18 protein-coding genes and 1 other RNA gene are annotated in these 20,029 nt (G+C 40.5%); 9 read left to right on the top strand and 10 right to left on the bottom strand.

The genetic code is table 11. The features are described from left to right. Window positions 1-351: 351 nt before the first annotated feature. Window positions 352-546, top strand: coding sequence for a hypothetical protein (locus Q4486_RS12485; protein WP_303417707.1), 195 nt, complete (start codon window positions 352-354; stop codon window positions 544-546). A 255-nt stretch (window positions 547-801) separates the two neighbouring features. On the opposite strand, the gene Q4486_RS12480 is transcribed toward Q4486_RS12485, so the two are convergent. From Q4486_RS12480 to Q4486_RS12465, 4 genes are all read right to left on the bottom strand, one after another. Further along, window positions 802-1,344, bottom strand: coding sequence for a hypothetical protein (locus Q4486_RS12480; protein WP_303519639.1), 543 nt, complete (start codon window positions 1,342-1,344; stop codon window positions 802-804). A gap of 3 nt (window positions 1,345-1,347) precedes the next feature. Continuing rightward, on the bottom strand, window positions 1,348-2,367 hold the full coding sequence (locus Q4486_RS12475; protein WP_303519638.1) for an ABC transporter substrate-binding protein: 1,020 nt from the start codon (window positions 2,365-2,367) through the stop codon (window positions 1,348-1,350). Further along, window positions 2,351-3,601 (bottom strand): hypothetical protein, encoded by a 1,251-nt coding sequence (locus tag Q4486_RS12470; protein WP_303519636.1) that lies wholly within the window; start codon window positions 3,599-3,601, stop codon window positions 2,351-2,353. Before Q4486_RS12470 ends, Q4486_RS12475 begins: the two co-directional genes overlap by 17 nt. A gap of 140 nt (window positions 3,602-3,741) precedes the next feature. After that, complete coding sequence (locus tag Q4486_RS12465) at window positions 3,742-5,157, bottom strand: sensor domain-containing diguanylate cyclase (protein ID WP_303519634.1); 1,416 nt, start codon at window positions 5,155-5,157, stop codon at window positions 3,742-3,744. Between the two features lie 762 nt (window positions 5,158-5,919). Between Q4486_RS12465 and Q4486_RS12460 the strand changes: the two genes are divergently transcribed. Both Q4486_RS12460 and Q4486_RS12455 read left to right on the top strand, forming a co-directional pair. Further along, window positions 5,920-6,129, top strand: coding sequence for a cold-shock protein (locus Q4486_RS12460; RefSeq protein ID WP_067985069.1), 210 nt, complete (start codon window positions 5,920-5,922; stop codon window positions 6,127-6,129). Window positions 6,130-6,358: 229 nt separating this feature from the next. Continuing rightward, window positions 6,359-6,586 (top strand): hypothetical protein, encoded by a 228-nt coding sequence (locus Q4486_RS12455; protein WP_303417723.1) that lies wholly within the window; start codon window positions 6,359-6,361, stop codon window positions 6,584-6,586. A 72-nt stretch (window positions 6,587-6,658) separates the two neighbouring features. Here the strand turns inward: Q4486_RS12455 and Q4486_RS12450 are convergent, their stop codons facing one another. Then, window positions 6,659-7,381 carry an SDR family oxidoreductase gene (locus tag Q4486_RS12450; protein ID WP_303519632.1) on the bottom strand — a complete coding sequence of 241 codons (723 nt, stop codon included), beginning with the start codon at window positions 7,379-7,381 and terminating at the stop codon, window positions 6,659-6,661. Between the two features lie 107 nt (window positions 7,382-7,488). Here Q4486_RS12450 and Q4486_RS12445 point away from each other — a divergent pair, with 107 nt between their 5' ends. Together Q4486_RS12445 and Q4486_RS12440 are read left to right on the top strand one after the other, a co-directional pair. Next, window positions 7,489-8,397 carry a LysR family transcriptional regulator gene (locus Q4486_RS12445; protein ID WP_303519631.1) on the top strand — a complete coding sequence of 303 codons (909 nt, stop codon included), beginning with the start codon at window positions 7,489-7,491 and terminating at the stop codon, window positions 8,395-8,397. A gap of 166 nt (window positions 8,398-8,563) precedes the next feature. After that, a complete protein-coding gene (locus Q4486_RS12440) occupies window positions 8,564-11,065 on the top strand; it encodes a GGDEF and EAL domain-containing protein (protein ID WP_303417729.1) in 2,502 nt (833 codons plus the stop codon). Window positions 11,066-11,188: 123 nt separating this feature from the next. On the opposite strand, the gene Q4486_RS12435 is transcribed toward Q4486_RS12440, so the two are convergent. Both Q4486_RS12435 and Q4486_RS12430 read right to left on the bottom strand, forming a co-directional pair. Next, window positions 11,189-11,518: a YegP family protein gene (locus Q4486_RS12435; RefSeq protein WP_303417730.1), complete on the bottom strand. Its 330-nt coding sequence runs from the start codon at window positions 11,516-11,518 to the stop codon at window positions 11,189-11,191. Between the two features lie 538 nt (window positions 11,519-12,056). After that, on the bottom strand, window positions 12,057-12,242 hold the full coding sequence (locus Q4486_RS12430) for a hypothetical protein (RefSeq protein WP_303417732.1): 186 nt from the start codon (window positions 12,240-12,242) through the stop codon (window positions 12,057-12,059). A gap of 525 nt (window positions 12,243-12,767) precedes the next feature. Between Q4486_RS12430 and Q4486_RS12425 the strand changes: the two genes are divergently transcribed. Then, entirely contained in the window at window positions 12,768-13,658 is an 891-nt protein-coding gene (locus Q4486_RS12425) for a hypothetical protein (protein ID WP_303519630.1), read from the top strand. A gap of 228 nt (window positions 13,659-13,886) precedes the next feature. On the opposite strand, the gene Q4486_RS12420 is transcribed toward Q4486_RS12425, so the two are convergent. After that, window positions 13,887-14,183, bottom strand: a complete 297-nt coding sequence (locus tag Q4486_RS12420; RefSeq protein ID WP_067985058.1) for a DUF1840 domain-containing protein — start codon at window positions 14,181-14,183, stop codon at window positions 13,887-13,889. Window positions 14,184-14,407: 224 nt separating this feature from the next. Continuing rightward, window positions 14,408-14,526, bottom strand: a non-coding RNA gene (locus Q4486_RS12415) — RtT sRNA. A gap of 628 nt (window positions 14,527-15,154) precedes the next feature. Here Q4486_RS12415 and Q4486_RS12410 point away from each other — a divergent pair. From Q4486_RS12410 to Q4486_RS12400, 3 genes are all read left to right on the top strand, one after another. Then, entirely contained in the window at window positions 15,155-15,628 is a 474-nt protein-coding gene (locus Q4486_RS12410; RefSeq protein WP_067985056.1) for a hypothetical protein, read from the top strand. 217 nt (window positions 15,629-15,845) lie between these two features. After that, window positions 15,846-16,985, top strand: a complete 1,140-nt coding sequence (locus Q4486_RS12405; protein WP_067985054.1) for a hypothetical protein — start codon at window positions 15,846-15,848, stop codon at window positions 16,983-16,985. 23 nt (window positions 16,986-17,008) lie between these two features. Continuing rightward, the gene (locus Q4486_RS12400) at window positions 17,009-17,554 is read left to right on the top strand and encodes a hypothetical protein (protein ID WP_067985052.1); all 546 of its coding nucleotides are present in this window, start codon (window positions 17,009-17,011) and stop codon (window positions 17,552-17,554) included. Between the two features lie 207 nt (window positions 17,555-17,761). On the opposite strand, the gene Q4486_RS12395 is transcribed toward Q4486_RS12400, so the two are convergent. Beyond that, on the bottom strand, window positions 17,762-19,585 hold the full coding sequence (locus tag Q4486_RS12395) for a 3'-5' exonuclease (protein ID WP_303519627.1): 1,824 nt from the start codon (window positions 19,583-19,585) through the stop codon (window positions 17,762-17,764). Window positions 19,586-20,029: the final 444 nt, after the last annotated feature.

Below are 20,029 nucleotides of genomic sequence, written 5' to 3'. Positions count from 1 at the left end.
GAGCACATAAACTTACTCTACTTCATATAAATTAAAATTAAGAAACATCTTCAAAACTAACCGTTTTTATCGCCGTAATATTGACATGGTTTTATCTTCATACGCTAAGCCGTTTACTGAAATTCAAACGCTTTACCCTATACAAAAAGAGCGGCAATAACGATTACTTCTAATTTAAAAATAGCTAATATAGCTAATGCACAAACCGCTCTAGTTAAGCCTAAAAAGAATACCAACATCGCCTAAGCAAGCAAAACATACTACATAAGTAGTAATTAACTAGATATAAGCTTGCACAAAAACAAATAAAGACTATGGTGTTACAAAATACTACTTAAGAGTTGATTTCATATGATTAGCTACAGTAATAAGTTACGTAAAACTGAGCAGCTACAATCCGAGCCATCTCTAGTATCAACCCCAAAAAACAGAACTAACTTCCGCTGCTTTCAGAACTTAAAAGACGCATTAGAACGTTCTGAAGAACTACTCCATAAAGCAGAAGAATTACAAAAAGAGTTTGGCAAAAAAAGCATGAGATCTTAACCACAAATACAACATTACAAATTCATCTCTTTTTTGCACACTAAAAGAAAAAACACTCCTACTTGGCTTTATTTACCTTACTCACTAAGGATAAAGCCACTCGCAAATAAATCTCTATAAGAGATCAATTCAAACAGCAAGGCCTTTTTTATCCTTTATAAAGTGTCTTTTAGACCTTTTAAGCATCTAAAGTTCCACAAACACCGCTACAAAAACCACTAACTAATCTTTATCTAACCGGCTTAGCATCTTTAATCATGCTCTAAGCCTTAAATAACCAATAACAGATAAGCTTCCCCACAACACTTCCAACAAAAACACAGGCCAATTTTCATCTAAATAAAGCTGCGGCAACAGGATAAAAGCAGCATAAGCACTAAACAGAAAATAACCTGTTTGTGATAACTGCCGACTAGAAAAACGCCAATAAGATAGGCAAAAAGCAATCACCGAGCTCCATGCCAAGATATATAGCCCAACCATCTGATCAACTAGCAAAAACCAGATACAGCCAATACAAAAAACAATACAAACAAGAAAAGCGAGATAGCGGTTAGTCAGAAAAAGTGCCGGCAACTTATACCGATAAAGCGCAGCAAGACTGATCAATGCCCAAAAAGCGTTGATCAATACCGGCTGCCATGATGAGAGAAGCATAGAGGAGACAACGACAAGTACAGCAGCACAGAAATTGATTACATAGTAACCACGATCTGAACTACGTTTTAAAATCGATATCCATCCATGTGCAAATATATATAAGGCGGTCCCCGCCCAACCTAAGGTTAATTCAAGCACTAATTAATCAACCTCTAAATGCATATTTCGCACATAGAGTTCTCGCCCCGCGTGGGGGCCATCTACAATCCGTACTTTTGAGTAATTCATCATACCGTCGAAAATTTTCTCTGTGGCATGAGGTTTTAATACAACCTGATCCCAGCTCAACACTACGGCTCGACTGCCTTGAGGAACCACATAAAAAAGCTTGTCAGCCTCCTCTGAGGTTAGCTCAAAACCGGTGACAACAGGGAAACCCTCCGTTGGGACAAGCCTGACATAACCGCTACCTCCGCCTAATTTAGGCGCACTTAAAATTTGGTCTATCATCCCTTTCTGCTTTAGAGTCGCCAACGCCGTATTAAAGTTAGTAATAAACGCAGCACCTTCCTCAGTTTTAGGCGCGATTAGGTGGATAGCATCCTTTGAACTGTACCCTGCTAATAATTTAAATTCGTGAATACGATGGGGGTAATACTCTTGTATCAAGTTACGTGCAACTTCGACACTGATAGGTAACAGATCTATTTCGCCCTTTACCAGTGCTGTAATCGCCATTACCTCTCCACTAAAGACTGTCGCATCATTAAGTAAAAAAGCTAGTTTTTCGCCATAACTATAGCCAGCCACTCGGCCCACTTTTAGGTGATTAATGTCAGTCAGATCTGGCTCAACTGAATTGTTTTGTGTTGAGTAAAAAACACCATTCTCAACCTTCATCAACGGCGCAGAAAACAATACTTCATCCGCACGCTGCTGTGTCCAAAAATAGGGGAAGCTGGCCTTAACACCGCTTTTTACCACCTGTTGATAACTAAAGTAATAATCCAGCTCTTGCCAAGAGGGTGACAACTCCATCTGGTAATAAACCATCTGCACTATGCTTGATGCTGTACCTAATTCCATACCGGGTTTATTCACATAAGGAGGCCAGTGAGCGGTATAGACCTCTGATGGCGCAAACGGCTGGGCCTGAAGGGGTAAGCAGAAAAATAAAAAACTTACTAACCCAGCACGTAATAAATTAGCGGCTTTTGGCATACCAATAGCCTCCTAATAATGAAAGAATCATAACGCAACTTAACATCAGCAAGTTATCCGTTTCCCAACTCGCTATTTCAGTCAAAAATCCGGACGGTTCCACATCCCGATAACCGAGCGTTGCGTTCGATGTGTATGCGCGGCTATATTGAGAGAGCGATACAGCAAGATCAAATAAGCTTATAAAACCTATACCCACTAAAATTAGGTCGGTATAGAAGGTGCTTTTTTCTGAACGTGATGTATGAATATCTTTAAGACGACTAGAGCAGGTATCCAATAAACGTTGGGAGTTTTCAGTTAATTTATTGAAATCCCACCCACTGAGAATCTGCTCGATAAGCTGCTTCTTATCCCGCTGTAGATATTTTAAACTTTCTTGGTAAGCACAAGTATGCATTCTAGTGATTGCACGAATACCATCTAAGGTTTGCTCTGCACTATGGGTATTATTTTCTAAATATGCATCAGAGATCGCACGATATAAATGCGTATTACATACATCTTGCACTGCATATACATACTGAGATAAGCACATAGCTTCTAGCATGTAATCTAGCTCGCCCTTCTGTTCTTCCACTAAGACATAATGAAGCCAGGAAAGGGCATGGTTTTTTTCACCGCGTATTATTTTATTTGCATCTTCAGGGCAAGGCGTATCTCGTAGCCAATCAACTATCGCCTGCCTATTCTCTGCCACTTCGGAATGACTAAGTCGCATTAAACTTGAGCTCCACAACTGCTCCACCTCAGAGTCACCCGTGAAAGGCATGTTAATATCCGTGAACCCCGTAAACTTACCCACAGTTTCCAGATAAGATGGCTGCACAGACTGGGGAAGACTTTTAAGCAACGGGAAAAGAATCTCTCGATAAAAGCGATCAATTAACTCGGTTGTTTTCGTCTGTAAATACGCTTCCAGCTCGCTCCCATATTCCGTATCTTCAAGATCAAAACAGATCGAAACAATACTCATACAGTTACTATAAACCTGAACATCTAACTGAGCTTGTAACTCAGGGTAATCTTGTTTCAGTCGAAATAAGCAAAGTGTATTTCGGTCATCTACATTTATCTTTTCGTAGGCTTTTTCATTACGAAATTGCTGAACTCGGATAGAAGGAGCAGCCTGTGACAGGCTATCAAGGAATATCTTATACCCCTGACTTTGTTCATTAACACCCACCTTCAAATTCAGATGGCTTCGAATCGGGGTAAGGGTAATCAGCTGCATCGGATGTCCTTAGGATTTTTTCGAGTATTTTAGAGAAAACTTTCTTTTACAAACAGACAAAAGGAGCATAAAAGCCCTATTAGATAAAAACTAGATCAAACAGCGAGGGGGTAGAAAGATCTTACAGGTGTAACGACTAATCAGCGGTCAGTACCCGAACCGCCACCCCCTTTTTGGGCAATGCATCTATCCGATGAGAAAAAACTAATATTATTTCTACCTAAGCGTTTAGAAGCATACATAGCTATATCTGCATTATTGATTAAATCTATAGCCGTATTTCCATCATCAGGGAACATGGCAATACCGACAGATGCTCCTATATTCAACACATCATTGCACACACTTATGGGTTCATTAATGGATTCAACAACACGCTTAGCCACATACTCAACCTCATCTTTGCCCTGAGGGTTATTGAGGATAAACATAAATTCATCACCACCCACTCGCGCAACTGTATCCGACTCCCGCACTAACACGAGTAAGCGCTTGGCAACCTCTTTTAATAAACCATCGCCAATGTTATGGCCAAAGCGGTCATTAACAGCTTTAAAGCCATCAAGATCTAAAAACATTACCGCAAGACTAAACTGCTCACGATTCGAATTGATAAGTTTTTGGTTGATACGATCCATCAATAATGTGCGATTAGGCAGATCAGTCAAAGCATCATGAAAAGCCAAATGTTTAAGATGCTCATCTTTACGTCTAAGCGCTGTAATATCATTGAATACCGACACATAACGAACAGGCTCACCGTTTTCATCACGTACCATACTGATGGTCATACTTTCTAAATAAAGGTCCCCATCTTTACGGCGGTTCCATATTTCACCGCTCCAACGACTATTCGTCTGGATCTCTTCCCACATTGATACATAAAACTGCTCATCATGCCGGTTAGACTGCAGGATACGAGGGTTTTTTCCAATGACATCTGCTTCGCTATAACCTGTAATATCAGTAAAAGCAGGATTCACTGATAAAATAGCGCCATTTGTATCGGTAATAAGAACACCATCCAACGTATTTTCAAAAACACAGGCTGCGAGTTCAAGCTCTTCCGCGGTTTCTTTAAAAACAGTCACCTCATTGGCTAAAATCGAAAACCCTTTGACCCTGCCCTCATCATCGAAATCTGGAATATAGTGCCCGATGATATGCCCATCACTGCCATCAACTTTATTGAGAGTCCGCTCAAAACGTTGTGGCTCACCGGCAAGTGCTCGACTAATATGAGGCTCATTTAAAGCAAACAGTTCCTCATCAACCAAATCTTGGAATGCGATCCCTACAATCTCTTCAGGCTTTTTCTCAAACCACTCTTGGTAAGCATTATTGGCATACAAACAACGGAGATCGGTTCCCCAATAGCCAATCATACTCGGCGAAGCGTCAATAATAGAGCTGATAAACTGCTCACGCTCAACAGATTCCTTTAACGCCTGCTCAGCCTTTCTGAGCCTTTGACGAAGGGCGCATAAATGGCTAAAAAAATACGCCATAGCACCTGATATGATGGCAAACATGGCCATATCAAGAAAATCAAACATAGACTCTACTAGAGGATGTGAAAACAATAATGGCCACAAGAATGTGACCACCAAACATGAAAATAACGTTGTTAATAAACCTGCGTAAAACCCCGCATAAATCGCAACTACGATCACAGCAGGATAAAATGTCAGCCACGTAAGTTCCGACTCTAGCCCTTGCAAAGGCCATACTCTTATACCAGCGGCTAAGCTAACCATGAAAAATGCCGTGATAAATGCCTTAATGACCCTAGATCCTTTTCCCGTTATGACATTCATGTATTACCGTTGGCCATATGTAGCTGTTTTTTCCAGTTCCAACGGATCGTCAGTAAAGAAAGAATAGATGTGCGTAGTTTACGCTGTTTACGGAGGTTATAGAATCGTTCGAGGCCTATTCATCATTGTTTCGCTTCACTAGGCGCACACCAAGACTCTAACGTCCAAACTCCCGTATCAAGCATTCCACATCTGTATAAGCCTAGCAGACTTCAACAGAAATGGTATTACTGGTAACAAGGTTTTTGCCTACTAAGAAGCGGACTAGATCAACACTTTTACAAATGGCCTTCTAATAAATAACTAAGATATAATTTGACCTAGCTAAAGAAGCACTATAAGGTAGTACCTCGTAAGACGCTTTATTCTCTATTTATGCACCTCATTTCGATACCTTTCTAAGTCCCTCGTCCTGTTTTCATATTTACAAAGTAAAAACGCCTGCATTTATCTGCCTAATTTCTGGCGGACTCATATTTCCGAAAATAGGATAAAAAAATTATGTCTACTACAACAACTGGCACAGTAAAATGGTTTAATGACGAGAAAGGCTTTGGCTTTATCGAACAAAAATCAGGTGCTGATGTTTTTGCTCACTTTAGCGCTATTGCTGGCGACGGCTTTAAAAGCTTACAAGAAGGTCAACAGGTTGAGTTCACTGTAACTCAAGGCCAGAAAGGCCCTCAGGCTGAAAATATCCGCCCGTTATAAGTCGCTATTGAGTTAAATCAATTTTGACAGTCAAGAGCACAGGCTAATCTGTGCTCTTTCTAAACATCACTTCGTTACACCCTATCCAACACTGTATTTTGTCAATTAGACTACTCAGTTCCTCTTATGCTGTCGTCACGACTCCAGATGAATCAGTCCTGATAAATAGCACGTTAAACACTATCGTTTTCAGGATATAGGGCATTCGAAGCATTATAGAGTTACTACTATGTTAGAAAATTTAAATGGGGATCTTTGTGTATCCCGCTTTGCAGGTAAAGAACATGACCTTTGGGCATGCTATGAACCGCTTACAACGCAAGAGAATACTAAACGCCAAACGTGGAAACGTTTGACTGGACTCTTATCTATCTCTGAAATGCATGGCTATCTAGAGAGAAATTACCACTCTACTGCCATCACAGACAAATACGCATCTATCTCGGCCCGAGCCTAACGACAATACCTTAGCTCGCGCATATAAAGATAAAGCCCCCGATCCACTTAACAAGATCAGGGGTGAATGCAATTAAGGCTCTTGCTTTGTTGGAGCAATCACAATCTCTCTAATGCAAACATTTTGCGGCTGCTGATAAGCAAATAACGCCGACGCAGATATATCTTGCGGCCTTATCGCTCCACCTATAGCCTCTTTCCACTCTTGATAACCATCAATAACCTCCTGCGACGTTGTATGAGAAAGCAATTCTGTCTCTACTGCCCCAGGTGCCAGTGTAATAACACGAACATTTTTATCGGCCACCTCTTCACGTAAATTTTCACTGATCGCATGTACCGCAAATTTGGTACCGCAATAAGCCGCATGATTAGGAAAGGTCTTTCGCCCAGCAACTGAGCTCACATTAATGATTGTGCCACACTGCCTCTCTTTCATCCCAGCCAGCACCAAATGAACACCATTCAATAGTCCTAACACATTCACATCAAACATCTGTTTCCATTCAGCAGGGTTCTGACTATCCATCTGCCCTAGCAACATACAACCCGCATTATTGATAAGACAATCAACTGGCCCATAAACCCCTTCAGCTTCGGTAATAGCCACAGACATAGATTGGCTATCACTCACATCAACCTGCCGACATAAGGTATCTGATAATTGAAGCGCTTCTAGCTGATCTACACGCCTTGCCAGTAACAACAATGGAAATCCCTCAGCATTAAAGCTGCGCGCCATTGCAGCACCAATACCGGAACTCGCACCAGTGATAACAACTAATGGTTTTTTCACAATCCACCTCTCACAAAATTAAAATCACGGCAACACTATCTGTGCCCATTTTAACTTGCTTACTGTTATGATAAATAACCCTAATATGAAAACATTGTTTGAAAATAATGAACAAAATATATTGGAATGGTATTCGCTCCTTTTTGGCCGTTGCTAAACATGGCAGCTTTTCAGTCGCCGCAGAAGCAACAGGGCTATCTAAAGCCAGTCTGAGCCAGCAAGTGTCACACCTTGAGCAATTACTGAATGTTCAGCTGCTCTATAGGACCACGCGCTCTTTGCGCCTATCTGAGGTTGGCGTTCAATATTATGAGATGTGCAAACAGGGCTTTGACCAGCTCGATGCAGCACAAGAGTGGGCCCAGCACACAAATCAAGAGCTACAAGGCGCCATAAAAGTGAACTCTGTTGGTGGGATTATTGGAGAAGACGTTATTGCTCCACTCCTGATCGGGTTTCAGCGTGAATACCCACAGATTAACGTTGAGCTCGACTTTTCTAGCCGTAGAGTTGACCTTATTAATGATAAATATGATCTTGTAATAAGAATGGGAGACCTACCAGACTCCAGTCTAATTGCTCGCAAGCTGCATACCTTAACGACCCATTACGTAGCTAGCCCATCCTTAATGCATAAATACCCACCGATATTACATCCTCAGGAGCTTAATCAACTCCCTATGATTTGCGGTAGCGTAACTGAGTGGGAATTTTCAACACAAAATGAACAATATAAAATCAATTTTAAACAAGGTTTTAAAATTCCAAATGGCAGGGTCATGTTACAAGCGGCCCAAGCAGGCTTAGGCGTTGCAAGGCTACCTGATATTTACGTACAGACAGCGATGAATAACGGCGATCTTATTGAGATCTTGCCCGATTGGGCTCAATCAACCACCTTATCGTTGATCTGTCCTCCTTCTCGCTACCAATTACAAAGAATTAAAACCTTGATGGACTGGTTAGCTACCCACTTCCAAGAGCAATATGATCAAGTTCTTTTAGATAAACGCTGAACGTTAACACTCAGCCCATCCTTATAGCTAAGACCCACCAAAAACAACAAGGGTAATCTCTATCTATTTAGGAAATGACGACCATTATTGAAGCATAGCGCCGATATATACAATATATTTAATGTATAACCTTTATAAATTCTCATTTCTCTACAATACTGCTTGGATGAAACTAAAAAAATCAAACACCTCAACCAGTGATTTCACCTCTGAGCATCTATTTAAAATGGTGTTTGATCAACAACCTCAATTTATGGCGGTTTTATCTCCCGATGGGCGCGTACAGGAGGTCAACCGCCTTGTCCTAAACAGGCAAGGCGCTAAACGCGAAGACTACATTGGAAAGTTATTTTGGGAATCCCCAGCTTGGAAAGGAATGCCAGAATGGGAAAAAATTTGGAAAGCCCGTTTTAAGCAAGCCGCTTCCCAACGTACACCTATTATCACGGAAGACATCTATAATATTGATGGCTCTATTTTTTATGCCGACGCAACGACAACTGGCCTATACCTAGCAGATGATGGCCCACTCATTGGTTATATCGTACAAGCAACAGATACCACTGAACGCCGTTTAATTGAAAACAAAAATCTCGAGATTCACGACCGCCTAAATTTTGTTCTTGAGCAAAGTAAAACAGGGAGCTGGGATCTAAATATAATTGATCACACATCTTATCGCTCACCCCAACATGACCAAATCTTTGGATATGAGCGTCAATTACCTGAATGGACCTATGAGATGTTCCTCGAGCATATTGTCCCCGAGGATAGAGCCGAAATAGATCAAAAATTCCAGCAATCGATCAAGGATAAATCTGACTGGGATTTCGAATGTAGAATCCTTCGTAAAGACGGTGAGATCCGTTGGATTTGGGGATCAGGAAGCCATCGACTCAATGCGAAAGGCCAAATTAAGAGCATGGCGGGTATAGTGCAAGATATCACCAAACGTAAACAGTTTGAGGCCGATAAACTACACTATGCAGCTGAACTCAAAAGCCTCTTTCAAGCCTTACCTGATATTTACTTCCAACTAAAATCTGACGGTACAATTTTAGATGTTCAGGCCCAAAATCAACGTCAGCTTTATATGGAGCCCTGCTCTTTTATCGGCAAAAAGATGCAAGAGGTTTTACCGCCAGATGTAAGCCAACTATTTCAGACTAAACTCGATGAGATAGAACGCTTCCAAACAATGCAAATATTTACCTACGCACTCACAATACAAGGGGAATTAAAGTACTTTGATGCACGATTAAATCAAATGTCCATTGATAACAAACTAGTTTGCGTTATTCGCGATGTCACTGAAATAAAACGTTCGGAAAAAGAACTTTATCATCTAGCCCATCACGATGCCCTTACCGGCCTGCCCAATCGCCTACTGTTAAATGAACATTTAGATCATGCAATTAAACGAGCAAAACGCTCTAAATCCATAGTTGCAGTTATCTTCTTTGATTTGGATAACTTCAAGATCATCAATGATAGTTTTGGTCACATTATTGGAGATCTACTACTGAAAGAAGCAGCACAACGGCTGCAAAGCTGCGTACGGGAAGAGGACTCTGTTTCACGCATTAGTGGTGATGAATTTATTCTTTTACTAGAAGACATTGATCACACAGATGACCTCATTGTTGTAATAAAAAAATTATTAGACACCTTCCAAAAAGAGTTTGTATTAACAGACCATACTGTCTCCGTCACCGCCAGTATAGGTATTAGCCTTTACCCTCAAGACGGTCAAAACTCCACTGAGCTATTGCGCAATGCTGATGCAGCAATGTACCGGGCAAAAAACAATGGTCGTAATACTTACCAGTTTTACAGAGAGGATATGACTAACAGTGCGCTTGAGCATATATTTTTCAAAACCAGCTTGCATCAAGCCATTGAAAGGAGTGAATTTCATCTAAATTTCCAGCCACAAATACGTTTGCAAGATAACGCTATCATTGGGTTAGAGGTATTGATTCGTTGGACACACCCATCAGCAGGAAACATACCACCAGGTAAATTCATCCCCTTCGCAGAAGAATCCAATTTAATTATTCAGATTGGTGACTGGGTTTTACTTGAAGCCTGTAGCCAAGCCAAAAAATGGCTTGATCAGGGCATTGAATTTGGTCGCATTGCGGTCAATGTAGCAGGCCCTCAAATCAAACGGGGAAAACTCGTCGACACTGTAAAAGCTGTTTTAGTAGAAACCGGCTTACCTCCCAACCATCTGGAGCTAGAAGTAACAGAAAGCTACATTATGCAGGAAGCAGATAGAGCCGTAGAACAACTGAACGAACTCAAAAACCTTGGCATCACTTTATCTATTGACGACTTTGGAACGGGCTATTCATCGCTTAGTTATCTAAAAAAGCTCCCTATTCATAAATTAAAAATTGATCGTAGTTTTATCCGCGATATTCCATCCGATACAGATGACATGGCCATCTCAAAGGCGGTCATTGCTTTAGGTGCAAGCCTAGGACTTACAGTGATTGCAGAAGGTGTTGAAACACAAGAACAAGTGGACTTTCTCACTCATGCAGGCTGCAACGAAGTCCAAGGCTTTTTATATAGCCAGCCTGTGGATAAAAATGCGATTGAATCATTTTTACTCGGCAAGCGAGATCTGCCAGTCTTACCCACAAACAAAGATCATCCATGACATCAACGAAGCATCTGATCAAACTCGGCATGAATAACGATGAAAACAGTAGGCAAGAAGAAGGGAATACAATAGCGAAAAAATGTATCTAAGAGCCGATTAAAGCTCTTAGATACACGGATATCATACTTCGACAGTCGCTGCCTCAGATGCAGCTCTCATAACAGCCTCTGTGCCGTTTTTAGCACCCTGTTCCGATGTGTAACCTTGGCTCGAAAGAATAACCTCATGATTACCAGCCTTCAAATTGAAGTACCACTTACCACTTTTACCCTCAAACACTTTGTAGCGTTCTTCAAGGGCAGCATTCTTTTTAACTGATTCAATACCATTTTTAGCGCTAGCTTTAGCTTTATAACCTTCAGAAGAGCCAATATTCTCGCCATTGCCTGCTTTTAGTCTAAAACGAAACTCCCCTGCTTTATCTTCGTACAGTTCAAACTTAGCAGCCATTATATTCACCTCGTGAGTTATCAACTCGAATTGGATTAATTTAGGTATCTAAGGTTGGACGAGACAGCTCAAATAAGACTTCATCCATAAAAAGACATCTACGATTTGAGCATATCCACATGAACCTAAGGTGAATTAAGTCCTCGTTAGCGGTCTTCGAAAAGTAGGCAATTAGAAGATTTTAGGGCAGATTTTTTTGCGAAAGCGTATGGCACAAGCCACATAATTATTAAGGCTAATTCCAGATCGTCATCTCAAACATTTCAATAACAATGTTTAAATACTTAGAGGGAGATCGCATCACTGCGAATAATACCGTTTCATAATAATCCACATTACAGTGCAAACTAAAACACTAATCCCGCGGCACTTTATACTAATGAGATTACTTAGCATCATATATAAGGAGGCTTATATAGCCCCTTCACATAAATTATTTGTAACCCTAAAAAAGTAGAAACGCTAATCAAGTTACTCCCTGCCAAAACAGGCATCAAGCAACCTTATTAAATATGGAAGGGGCTAATTAGATGGTAGATCATGCCGCACACTCCGGTGCATTTGCTTGCTGCCATAGAGAATTCATAGCATTCCAGTACCAGTTATTAAGGGAGATAATCTCCTCTATAGACTCACAAGTCGATAGAATTTCATGATGTGTTTCAGTAAGCGAATGGGTCCGCTCTATTAGTTCGTTCAAGCTCATAGAAGTAGGTATGCTCATGTTTTAATCTCCTCACAGCCAAGCTGTGAAAGTTTATTAATAAAACGTTGGCTGTTGCCTTATATCCATTCCCCGCAATTCAAAAACGAGTCACTTTATATAGATATAAACAACTAACTACTCTGCTATGTTTTTATCTTTATCAAATTTACAATTCAGGCTCTTATTATAAGGAGTTAGTGACAGCGGATCTGAGATCAACATCTTTGCTTTTTCTAACCTAGCACTTTCTAACCCCTACAGGCCTGCCTATAAAATAACCAATTTACAACCAAAAGTCATTATGTTTTTGTGCAGTGCAGCAAAATACTTAATATGACCGATTCATTTAAATTCAAGGGCCTCTATGTAAATAGATGCAAAGGCAGCTAAAATTGATAACTGCACCGCACAAAGAAAATTGTCAGCATAATATTCAAGACAATTTTACGTAATGAGCAATATTAGGGCACCGTCAAAACAAAGTAGAACCTAAAGTGCGATATGATATGAGCGCATAAACAGGATTCAAGGACGCATCTCAGTATGAGCAAAACACTTTCAACATCGGCACTTGCAAAAAACAGAGCGATATCAGGTAAAGAACTATTTTCACAGTTAGAAGCATGTGGTTTCATCCAACGCGCAGGAAACGAGTGGAAGTTACTCCCAGCAGGCGAAAAAGCAGGAGGCCAATATTTTGATCATCCAAAATACGGTAAGTACATTACTTGGCCCGAAGACCTCTCACTCGAAAGCTCATCTTCAAACCCAACAAATTCAAGTCTGGAAAAACTTGTCACGGCTACAGTGATCGGTAAAACCTTCAAGCTGTCAGCAAATCGAATGAATTCAATCCTGTCAGAACTGGGCTGGATAGATAAAGCACTCAAAGGCTGGACCATCACCTCTTCCGGCACAGCAGCTGGTGGTGAACAAAAAGAAGATTTCCGCTCAGGTATCCCTTATGTTGTTTGGCCCCAATCCATCACTAAAAACAAAGCCCTAAAAACCACCATTAGCGAAGTCCAAGGTGAAGCGGCATCCGAAGAAGCAAAACAAGAAACGAGTGATGACTCAAACTTCCGTGACAAATTTGAAGCAAAACTTCGTACCACCGATGGACATTACGTTCGCTCCAAAGCAGAAATGCTAATAGATAATTGGTTATACATGGCTGAAATAGTTCATGCCTATGAGCGAAAACTACCTATTGAAGAGGAGGTCTACTGCGACTTCTACATCCCAACAGGCAAGGTCTACATCGAGTACTGGGGCTACGAAAACGATTCAAAATATCTACACAGAAAAGCACAGAAGCAGGAAATTTATAAACAATACGGCTTTAAGTTAATCGAACTTGAAGATAAGGACGTTCAGAACTTAGATGATGTTCTACCTCGTATGCTATTGAAGCATGGGGTGCAGTCATATTAATTGCTTGGTATTTGAAGTTGTGGCCAAAGCATAAGAGATTATCGAAAAGCAGATAAAACAAAGGGGAACTGTATGGTTACCACTTCCCCTTGTCGTTTTGGATATAGGTGGAGAATGAGGGCGGTATCTATTTCTCGAACACTGAGAGCAAAAAGGCCGATACTTAGTTGATGTTTTCACCTCCACCCTTAAGCCTCACTAAAGGCTTAAAGTAATCCAGTGCTGTAACTATTTCCACATAACGTCTGATTTTTCCTTCGCAGCAGCAGTAAGAAGCTCAATTAGCGGAAGCGCACGATTGGTAATGCTCACTTCTGCCTCCTCAGTATCCTCGTCCATCACGGGTGACTGGTTTTTATCCGCATCAATTGCAGCGGATAACTTGCTCAGTGCTTCAGGCACATCTTCGGCCAGAATTGCGCCAGGTACGGTAGCGCTATGTCCCATCATTTTTAGCATGGAAAGACCTACATCACCAAACATCGTAATACTGCTATATGCATCGGTTGAAAATGTTATCAGCATGAGCTGCTCCTTGAATTAATAAACCTCCACTACTGAGTAAAATATAGCAGATAGAACAGACATCTACATTGTTACAGACCTCTGTGACACCAATACGTGATACCCCGCTCGACAAATATAGGATGTTGCATTGTGACCAACAGACAAATACGCCATGCAAACGGATTTTGTGGGCGCTGTTGCGCTCGGATAGATAGCCAACAACAACTCAACAAGAACACACATAAAGAAAAAAGAGGGATTATTCGCTGTGCTCACCCTGCGGGCCGTCGCAAGCTCCGTTGTCTCGCTTCGCTCGGCTCGAACCCATCGGGGGTTCTCACCCTCCAGTTTGGTGTACTGAATTTTGGTGAGGAGGAAACTGAAAGATGTGGAGACATATAAAAAAGTGGCGCGCCTGGAGGGATTCGAACCCCCGACCAACAGGATCTAAGTCATTGAAATATAAGATACTTCAAAATCAAAATCAAGCTCATTTCTTAAATTGTGATACCGTTTGTGTACCAAAACAACCCTAACCTTTCACAATATGCGACTATGAGGCATGGTATCCAGTGTCGCTATTTAATTTAAAAGGTTACGCAAGAATGACTGACTCAAAACGCACATGCCCTAAGTGTCACTCTACCAGCATATCGAAAGAAAAAATAAAGGGAGCACAAACGGGAGATTTAATCTGTAATGACTGTGAATATGCTAATTTGCCTAAGGAGTTCGTAACAACTACACCAGAGGCATAGTAGGATTAACTGAAGACTTCGATAGTGGAGATGGCGGGGTTCTAGCCATCTAACCCGTGACTAATGAAATCAAGGGCTTACCTCTGAAGATCCTATCGATTGAGTATATCTTAGTAGCAAACTTAGTAGCAAATAGGGCATGAATTTGTTTAGCTGCCTCTTGTATTTATAAAGTAAGCACGCTTGCTTTTAATATCTGAATCTTAAAATTTACTACAGTAGGTTTAATATATGGATTTATTAAAATTGCATGATTTGGCAGGGCAATTTCGCCGAGCATTAGAAAGAGTCCCTCAAAATAGCTTTCCAAATGAGATATCTCTCTACAAGCATCCAGACTATCAAACATCCGGTTTTCCTGCGGGATGTTGTGGCGACAGTTCTGAGCTACTTGCTGAGTTTCTAAAAGAAAATGGGTTTGACTTCGAGTACGTGGGAGGGCGAGATGGAGGCGATGATGAAGAGCTAATGACACATGCATGGCTTGCCTTAGATGATTTTATTGTTGATATCACCGCAGATCAATTCAATGATTGTGGTTACTCTTTGCCTAAAGTATTTGTTGAGCAAGAATCTCCTTGGCACGACTCTTTTAAAATAGAAGAGGTAAGGGAAGGAAGTTTTTACGTGTGGAAAGATAGCGATAAAAACCATTTTTCCAACATGGAAAGGGCATATCGCTTGGTTCTAGCTCAACTTGATTAGAATTGAAAAAACATCATGAATGTCTCAGGGCCCATAACTAGCCAGATAAACTTTTCCCTTAGTTCGCTTGGAGGTTAAGTCTCATCTTGTTATATTAATACTTGAATTGATGGAACGACCAACCCCCACATCATTGGAAGATGTTGCCTTATCCTCTTTGTCGATACTCTATCTACTGACTCTAGTCAGCATCTTCCAAAATTAGGCAGAATAATAAATGTTTATGGATCAAGACAGAGGCCTTGTCACATTTTTTGATATTGAAGAATGTGGTTTTTATCGTTTAAAAAGAAATTCTAAGGACCCTGAGCATAAGTTTGGAACCCTAACTGAAGTTCTTGAGGATCTTTGTTCATGGTTGAACGGTAAGAAGATTGAACAGACTCTTCCATGGGACCCTGTTAAGGCTCCCTTGAGGGCAAAAACGTATTGTCGTGGGATGGCTGTTGATCCTTTAACAAAAGATTCTGTAATAGTAGTGTATCGCGCTGTTGGGGACCATGCGGGCAGCATTCATGGGATCAAAGAAGGCACAAAGGTTGGGCCAGATGCAAATGAAACTATAGTAGCTGGGGCAGAACATGATGGTGATAAGATTATATGGGGGCAGCCATGTTATTACTGGTTCATCCCTGAACATAATAAATTTGCCTCTATTCGCTTCCCTCATTCTTCTGCGGATACTGGTCGTTTAGCTTCTTATGTTCGCGATCACGTGAACAATAATAGTCTTTTTGGTCGTCGGAAACAGCGTGAAATATTGAGAGAGAACCCAAAAGACTCTACTCGCCCAATAAGAAGTACTGTTACTACCTTTCCCTTTGAAGAAGGGGATGAGTCATGCAATTGCTTATTCAAATTCAAAGCCCGTGAACTTAAATTTAATACACTTAAAGAGGATCTTGATGGTATTCATGGCCAGATAACCCATACGGTTATTCGAGACACTACTAGATCATTTATTGAGGATACTCGGACTCCGTTATTGAAAATTGGTAGTGCATATTTACCTTCATTCTTTGGTGACTCTCATACGAGCCAATTGCCGAAAAAGATTGAAGTCATAGTTGATGGCTCACCTTCTATTGATGAATTACATCGATTATTTGAAATTAGGGATGAGGATTCTTCTTGGAATAATATAGGGTTTAAGATTGATGGCCCTGGCAGTGGAACAACATGGTTATCTGAATATACAGTTAAGACGGAGCTGGTTATTCATGACTCATCGGGTGAGGACCATTACTCCCCTGAACTTGTGTTGAATAAGATAAAATCAGTTCGCCAGAGGCTGTTGTCACAAATAGTCAAACATGTAGATGACTCTGACGATTATGATAAAACTAAATCGGCATGATTGATTTTGGAGAATGTTAAAAAATGAGCCCTGACATTCGGGAAGCCTTTGCAGCTTTATTGCCTCGTTTTTTTATAGAGTTGATATCTCTAAGTGTTTGTATTGCTATTGGAGCTTTGTGTTACGAGACTGTAACTTTTTCATCGGCTAGCGATGTTCTTGGTATGCTGCAAACTGTTTCGGCTGCTGTTTTTACTATAGTTGGACTTTGGTTAGGTTTTATTTATCCAAATGCAATTACATCTATAGTCAATGATGATGCAAGTTATATTGCGAATACAAAAGATGCTGAACGAGTCGAAGGTTTGGTTTATATAATTATATTGTCGGCAATAGTCATGATTACTACGTTATTTGTCTTTTTAATTAAGGCATTAATCCATGATACGACGTTCTACAAAACGTATTACGCATTTATAAAAGGGGGAGTTGTAGCTCTCCTTATATATTTGTGTTGGATACAGTCTCGATGTGTGTTTCAGGTTATTCGTAATAATTTTAAATTTGTTTCAAATTTACATACCAAACTAGGCGATGCTAGGCATACACATAATGGAGGGCAGCGTTAATCAAACAAGGGGCAGTTATCTGCACTACCTTCATCAATGGTTTATATTAGCCCTTTTTCTTTTTATACCATTTGATAATTATCGTTAGGGCTGTTTTTTTGTCGATTGGGTAGCAACCTCTCCTAGCCCATATAGGTGTGTTGCGACCTCAACTTTAGGTAGGGATTTTTTGGCCATTTAAGCCTCATGTCTAATCTTTATTGGTGATTATACAGGCCGCTTTGTTGATGCTTGGTCAGATATCCAGTCATGTAGTCTATGGGGAATGTATAGTGCTTTTTTAGCACGGGTTAAAGCAACGTAAACGATGCATAGCTCATCGTCAATTTGTTTGGTTGTTGCCCCTTCTTTGTCAATGATGTTTAGAAAGTCATCAGCTAAAGCTACATTGTCCCAATCTCTGCCTTTAATTTTATGAGTTGTTGAAAGTATCACGCAGCCTTCATAATTAGGACCTACATTTTTAGACTGAATTTTGTGCAGGTCTTCACTTAATGTTGAGGCATATTTCTTCACTATCTTGATGCATGTAAGGAGATCGGTGTCCATTGCTGTTTCAGCCCAGCTCTCTAGTTGATACCAGCTGTCATGGGGCAATATTAAACGATGTTTGTTTGTAGAAAATTGGTCATTAAATAATGCTAGTGCGCTTTCTAGTAACCATGCCCATTCAGGGATATCTAAATTAAGGTGAAAGGCTGTATTTTCATTAGCTAAAGTTCTAGCAATTTCGAAGATTGATGCCCTTGATCTCGCTAAGACGACATCGCATTCGGGATGATTCTCAGTATATGGAATTATTTTTGTATCTGCGTTTGGATTATAAGATGTGATTAGCTCGCTAGGAGACGAGCTCATAAGACTGAGAATATTATTTGAAAGCTCTGATAGGGATGGGCCGTACCTAAATGAGTGAGTCACGGCAAGGCGATCACCGGATAACTTATCCATAGCATTAACTGCACCTCTCCAGCCATATAGTTGTTGATACCGATCTCCAGCAGTAATAATTTGTAAGTTTTTAGTGTTTTCAATTATGCGGGTAAATGCACCATTTACATCTTGGGCTTCATCAAGAAATAAACGTGAATATCTGTGAGGTATTTTTCCTCCGTCCATTGACCAGTGCTTAGTGATGAAGGACGGTTTGATCATGGGATGCTGAAAGAAATCAGGTGTTGCAATCATTGTTGACCATAAGTGTGTTGCATACTCTAGTAGCTGCTTCCTGGCTTCTGGAATCGTTATTTCAGAAGGAATTAAACTATCAGAAAAGCTGTTTGAGTAGCTGTTACTAAATTGGTCAATGATTGAATAAACAAGGCGGGTGATCTTATGCCCTGAGATATTCTCATATCCAGATAATACACTATTCGCTTTAACGCCTAGTATTCCCGACAACTCAGGGTAATTTATACTTGTCGTTGTAATGAATTCACGTGTCCAAGGGGATTTCTTTAAACCCAGCTTGTAGCCCAGCTGATCGAATGTCAGGCTTTCTAGTTCAGGGTTGTTATAGTTAACGTTGTTAGTAATATCCCTATTGAATGCGGTGAATAAAGTTTCCCGTTTCTTGTTTGGTTCACCGTAGAAAATCATTTCTAATACTGAGGTTTTACCGCAGCCTGCATAGCCTTGAAGCACAATTGAGTCACTACTATTACATTGTGAAGCAACATATTGTTGTTCTTCGGTAGCTGAAGAAAGGAGCTTTAATATTGAGGCTTCAGTGCGTGGATTAGTCGTCGATTGGTGACTCGATCTAGAGGGTTTTCTCTTTTTCGGATTGTTCCAGTTTTCAATGCTTTTATGCTTATCTACTATTTGTGTTAGCTTGTTAAAAAGAACTAAATCGACAAACTCATCATGGCTTAAGGTTTGCAATTGTTGTGCAAAAAGCTGCATTAGTTCAGTAATTGTATGATCTGAGAAGTGCTCAAGTAGGCCGCGAAGATGCTCAGTTAAATGCTGTTCGGATTTAGGCCTGAACTCCCCGTTCTCTATTTGAATTGCTGCATAAAGTTCTATCAATATATGCCTTTCCTTATCCGATCTTAGAAAGATGGATAAAAACCTATACAGATCGTAGCGTTCCATTAGAGCCATGTTGAATAACCATTAAATCCATTTGAGTCATAATGAGTTTATTGTGTTAAGAATATTATTTCATTAGATTTGTTGAGGCTATTCAATATGTTACCGCTTTTAGAGTTAGTCGGAAATTATTAGGTTATAAATTTGTGAGCCCTTATCCCCCTTTACCTTTCCCAAAGTTCCCCCATAGGGGGTCTAATTTCCACCTGTAGAAATCACAATACCCCCTCCCATATGACACCTTAAAACACCCCTAAATCTGTACAATTATTGATCAAAATGGCTATTTTTGGCACATCGCTGTAGGGATTATTCGCTGCGCTCACCCTGCGGGCCGTCGCAAGCTCCGTTGTCTCGCTTCGCTCGGCTCGAACCCATCGG

This window comes from Neptuniibacter sp. 2_MG-2023 (genome assembly GCF_030547495.1).
Classification (GTDB): domain Bacteria; phylum Pseudomonadota; class Gammaproteobacteria; order Pseudomonadales; family Balneatricaceae; genus Neptuniibacter.
Note: the sequence above shows the minus strand (reverse complement) of the source record. Positions and strands in the feature narration are given on the sequence as shown.

What these genes read in the sequence shown, in the direction of transcription:
- Q4486_RS12470 (WP_303519636.1), bottom strand. Translation starts at nt 3,601, where the DNA reads ATGCAGCTGATTACCCTTACCCCGATTCGAAGCCATCTGAATTTGAAG.
- Q4486_RS12485 (WP_303417707.1), top strand. Translation starts at nt 352, where the DNA reads ATGATTAGCTACAGTAATAAGTTACGTAAAACTGAGCAGCTACAATCC.
- Q4486_RS12455 (WP_303417723.1), top strand. Translation starts at nt 6,359, where the DNA reads ATGTTAGAAAATTTAAATGGGGATCTTTGTGTATCCCGCTTTGCAGGT.
- Q4486_RS12435 (WP_303417730.1), bottom strand. Translation starts at nt 11,518, where the DNA reads ATGGCTGCTAAGTTTGAACTGTACGAAGATAAAGCAGGGGAGTTTCGT.
- Q4486_RS12465 (WP_303519634.1), bottom strand. Translation starts at nt 5,157, where the DNA reads ATGTTTGATTTTCTTGATATGGCCATGTTTGCCATCATATCAGGTGCT.
- Q4486_RS12420 (WP_067985058.1), bottom strand. Translation starts at nt 14,183, where the DNA reads ATGCTGATAACATTTTCAACCGATGCATATAGCAGTATTACGATGTTT.
- Q4486_RS12425 (WP_303519630.1), top strand. Translation starts at nt 12,768, where the DNA reads ATGAGCAAAACACTTTCAACATCGGCACTTGCAAAAAACAGAGCGATA.
- Q4486_RS12445 (WP_303519631.1), top strand. Translation starts at nt 7,489, where the DNA reads ATGAACAAAATATATTGGAATGGTATTCGCTCCTTTTTGGCCGTTGCT.
- Q4486_RS12475 (WP_303519638.1), bottom strand. Translation starts at nt 2,367, where the DNA reads ATGCCAAAAGCCGCTAATTTATTACGTGCTGGGTTAGTAAGTTTTTTA.
- Q4486_RS12430 (WP_303417732.1), bottom strand. Translation starts at nt 12,242, where the DNA reads ATGAGCATACCTACTTCTATGAGCTTGAACGAACTAATAGAGCGGACC.
- Q4486_RS12410 (WP_067985056.1), top strand. Translation starts at nt 15,155, where the DNA reads ATGGATTTATTAAAATTGCATGATTTGGCAGGGCAATTTCGCCGAGCA.
- Q4486_RS12405 (WP_067985054.1), top strand. Translation starts at nt 15,846, where the DNA reads ATGTTTATGGATCAAGACAGAGGCCTTGTCACATTTTTTGATATTGAA.
- Q4486_RS12400 (WP_067985052.1), top strand. Translation starts at nt 17,009, where the DNA reads ATGAGCCCTGACATTCGGGAAGCCTTTGCAGCTTTATTGCCTCGTTTT.
- Q4486_RS12440 (WP_303417729.1), top strand. Translation starts at nt 8,564, where the DNA reads ATGAAACTAAAAAAATCAAACACCTCAACCAGTGATTTCACCTCTGAG.
- Q4486_RS12460 (WP_067985069.1), top strand. Translation starts at nt 5,920, where the DNA reads ATGTCTACTACAACAACTGGCACAGTAAAATGGTTTAATGACGAGAAA.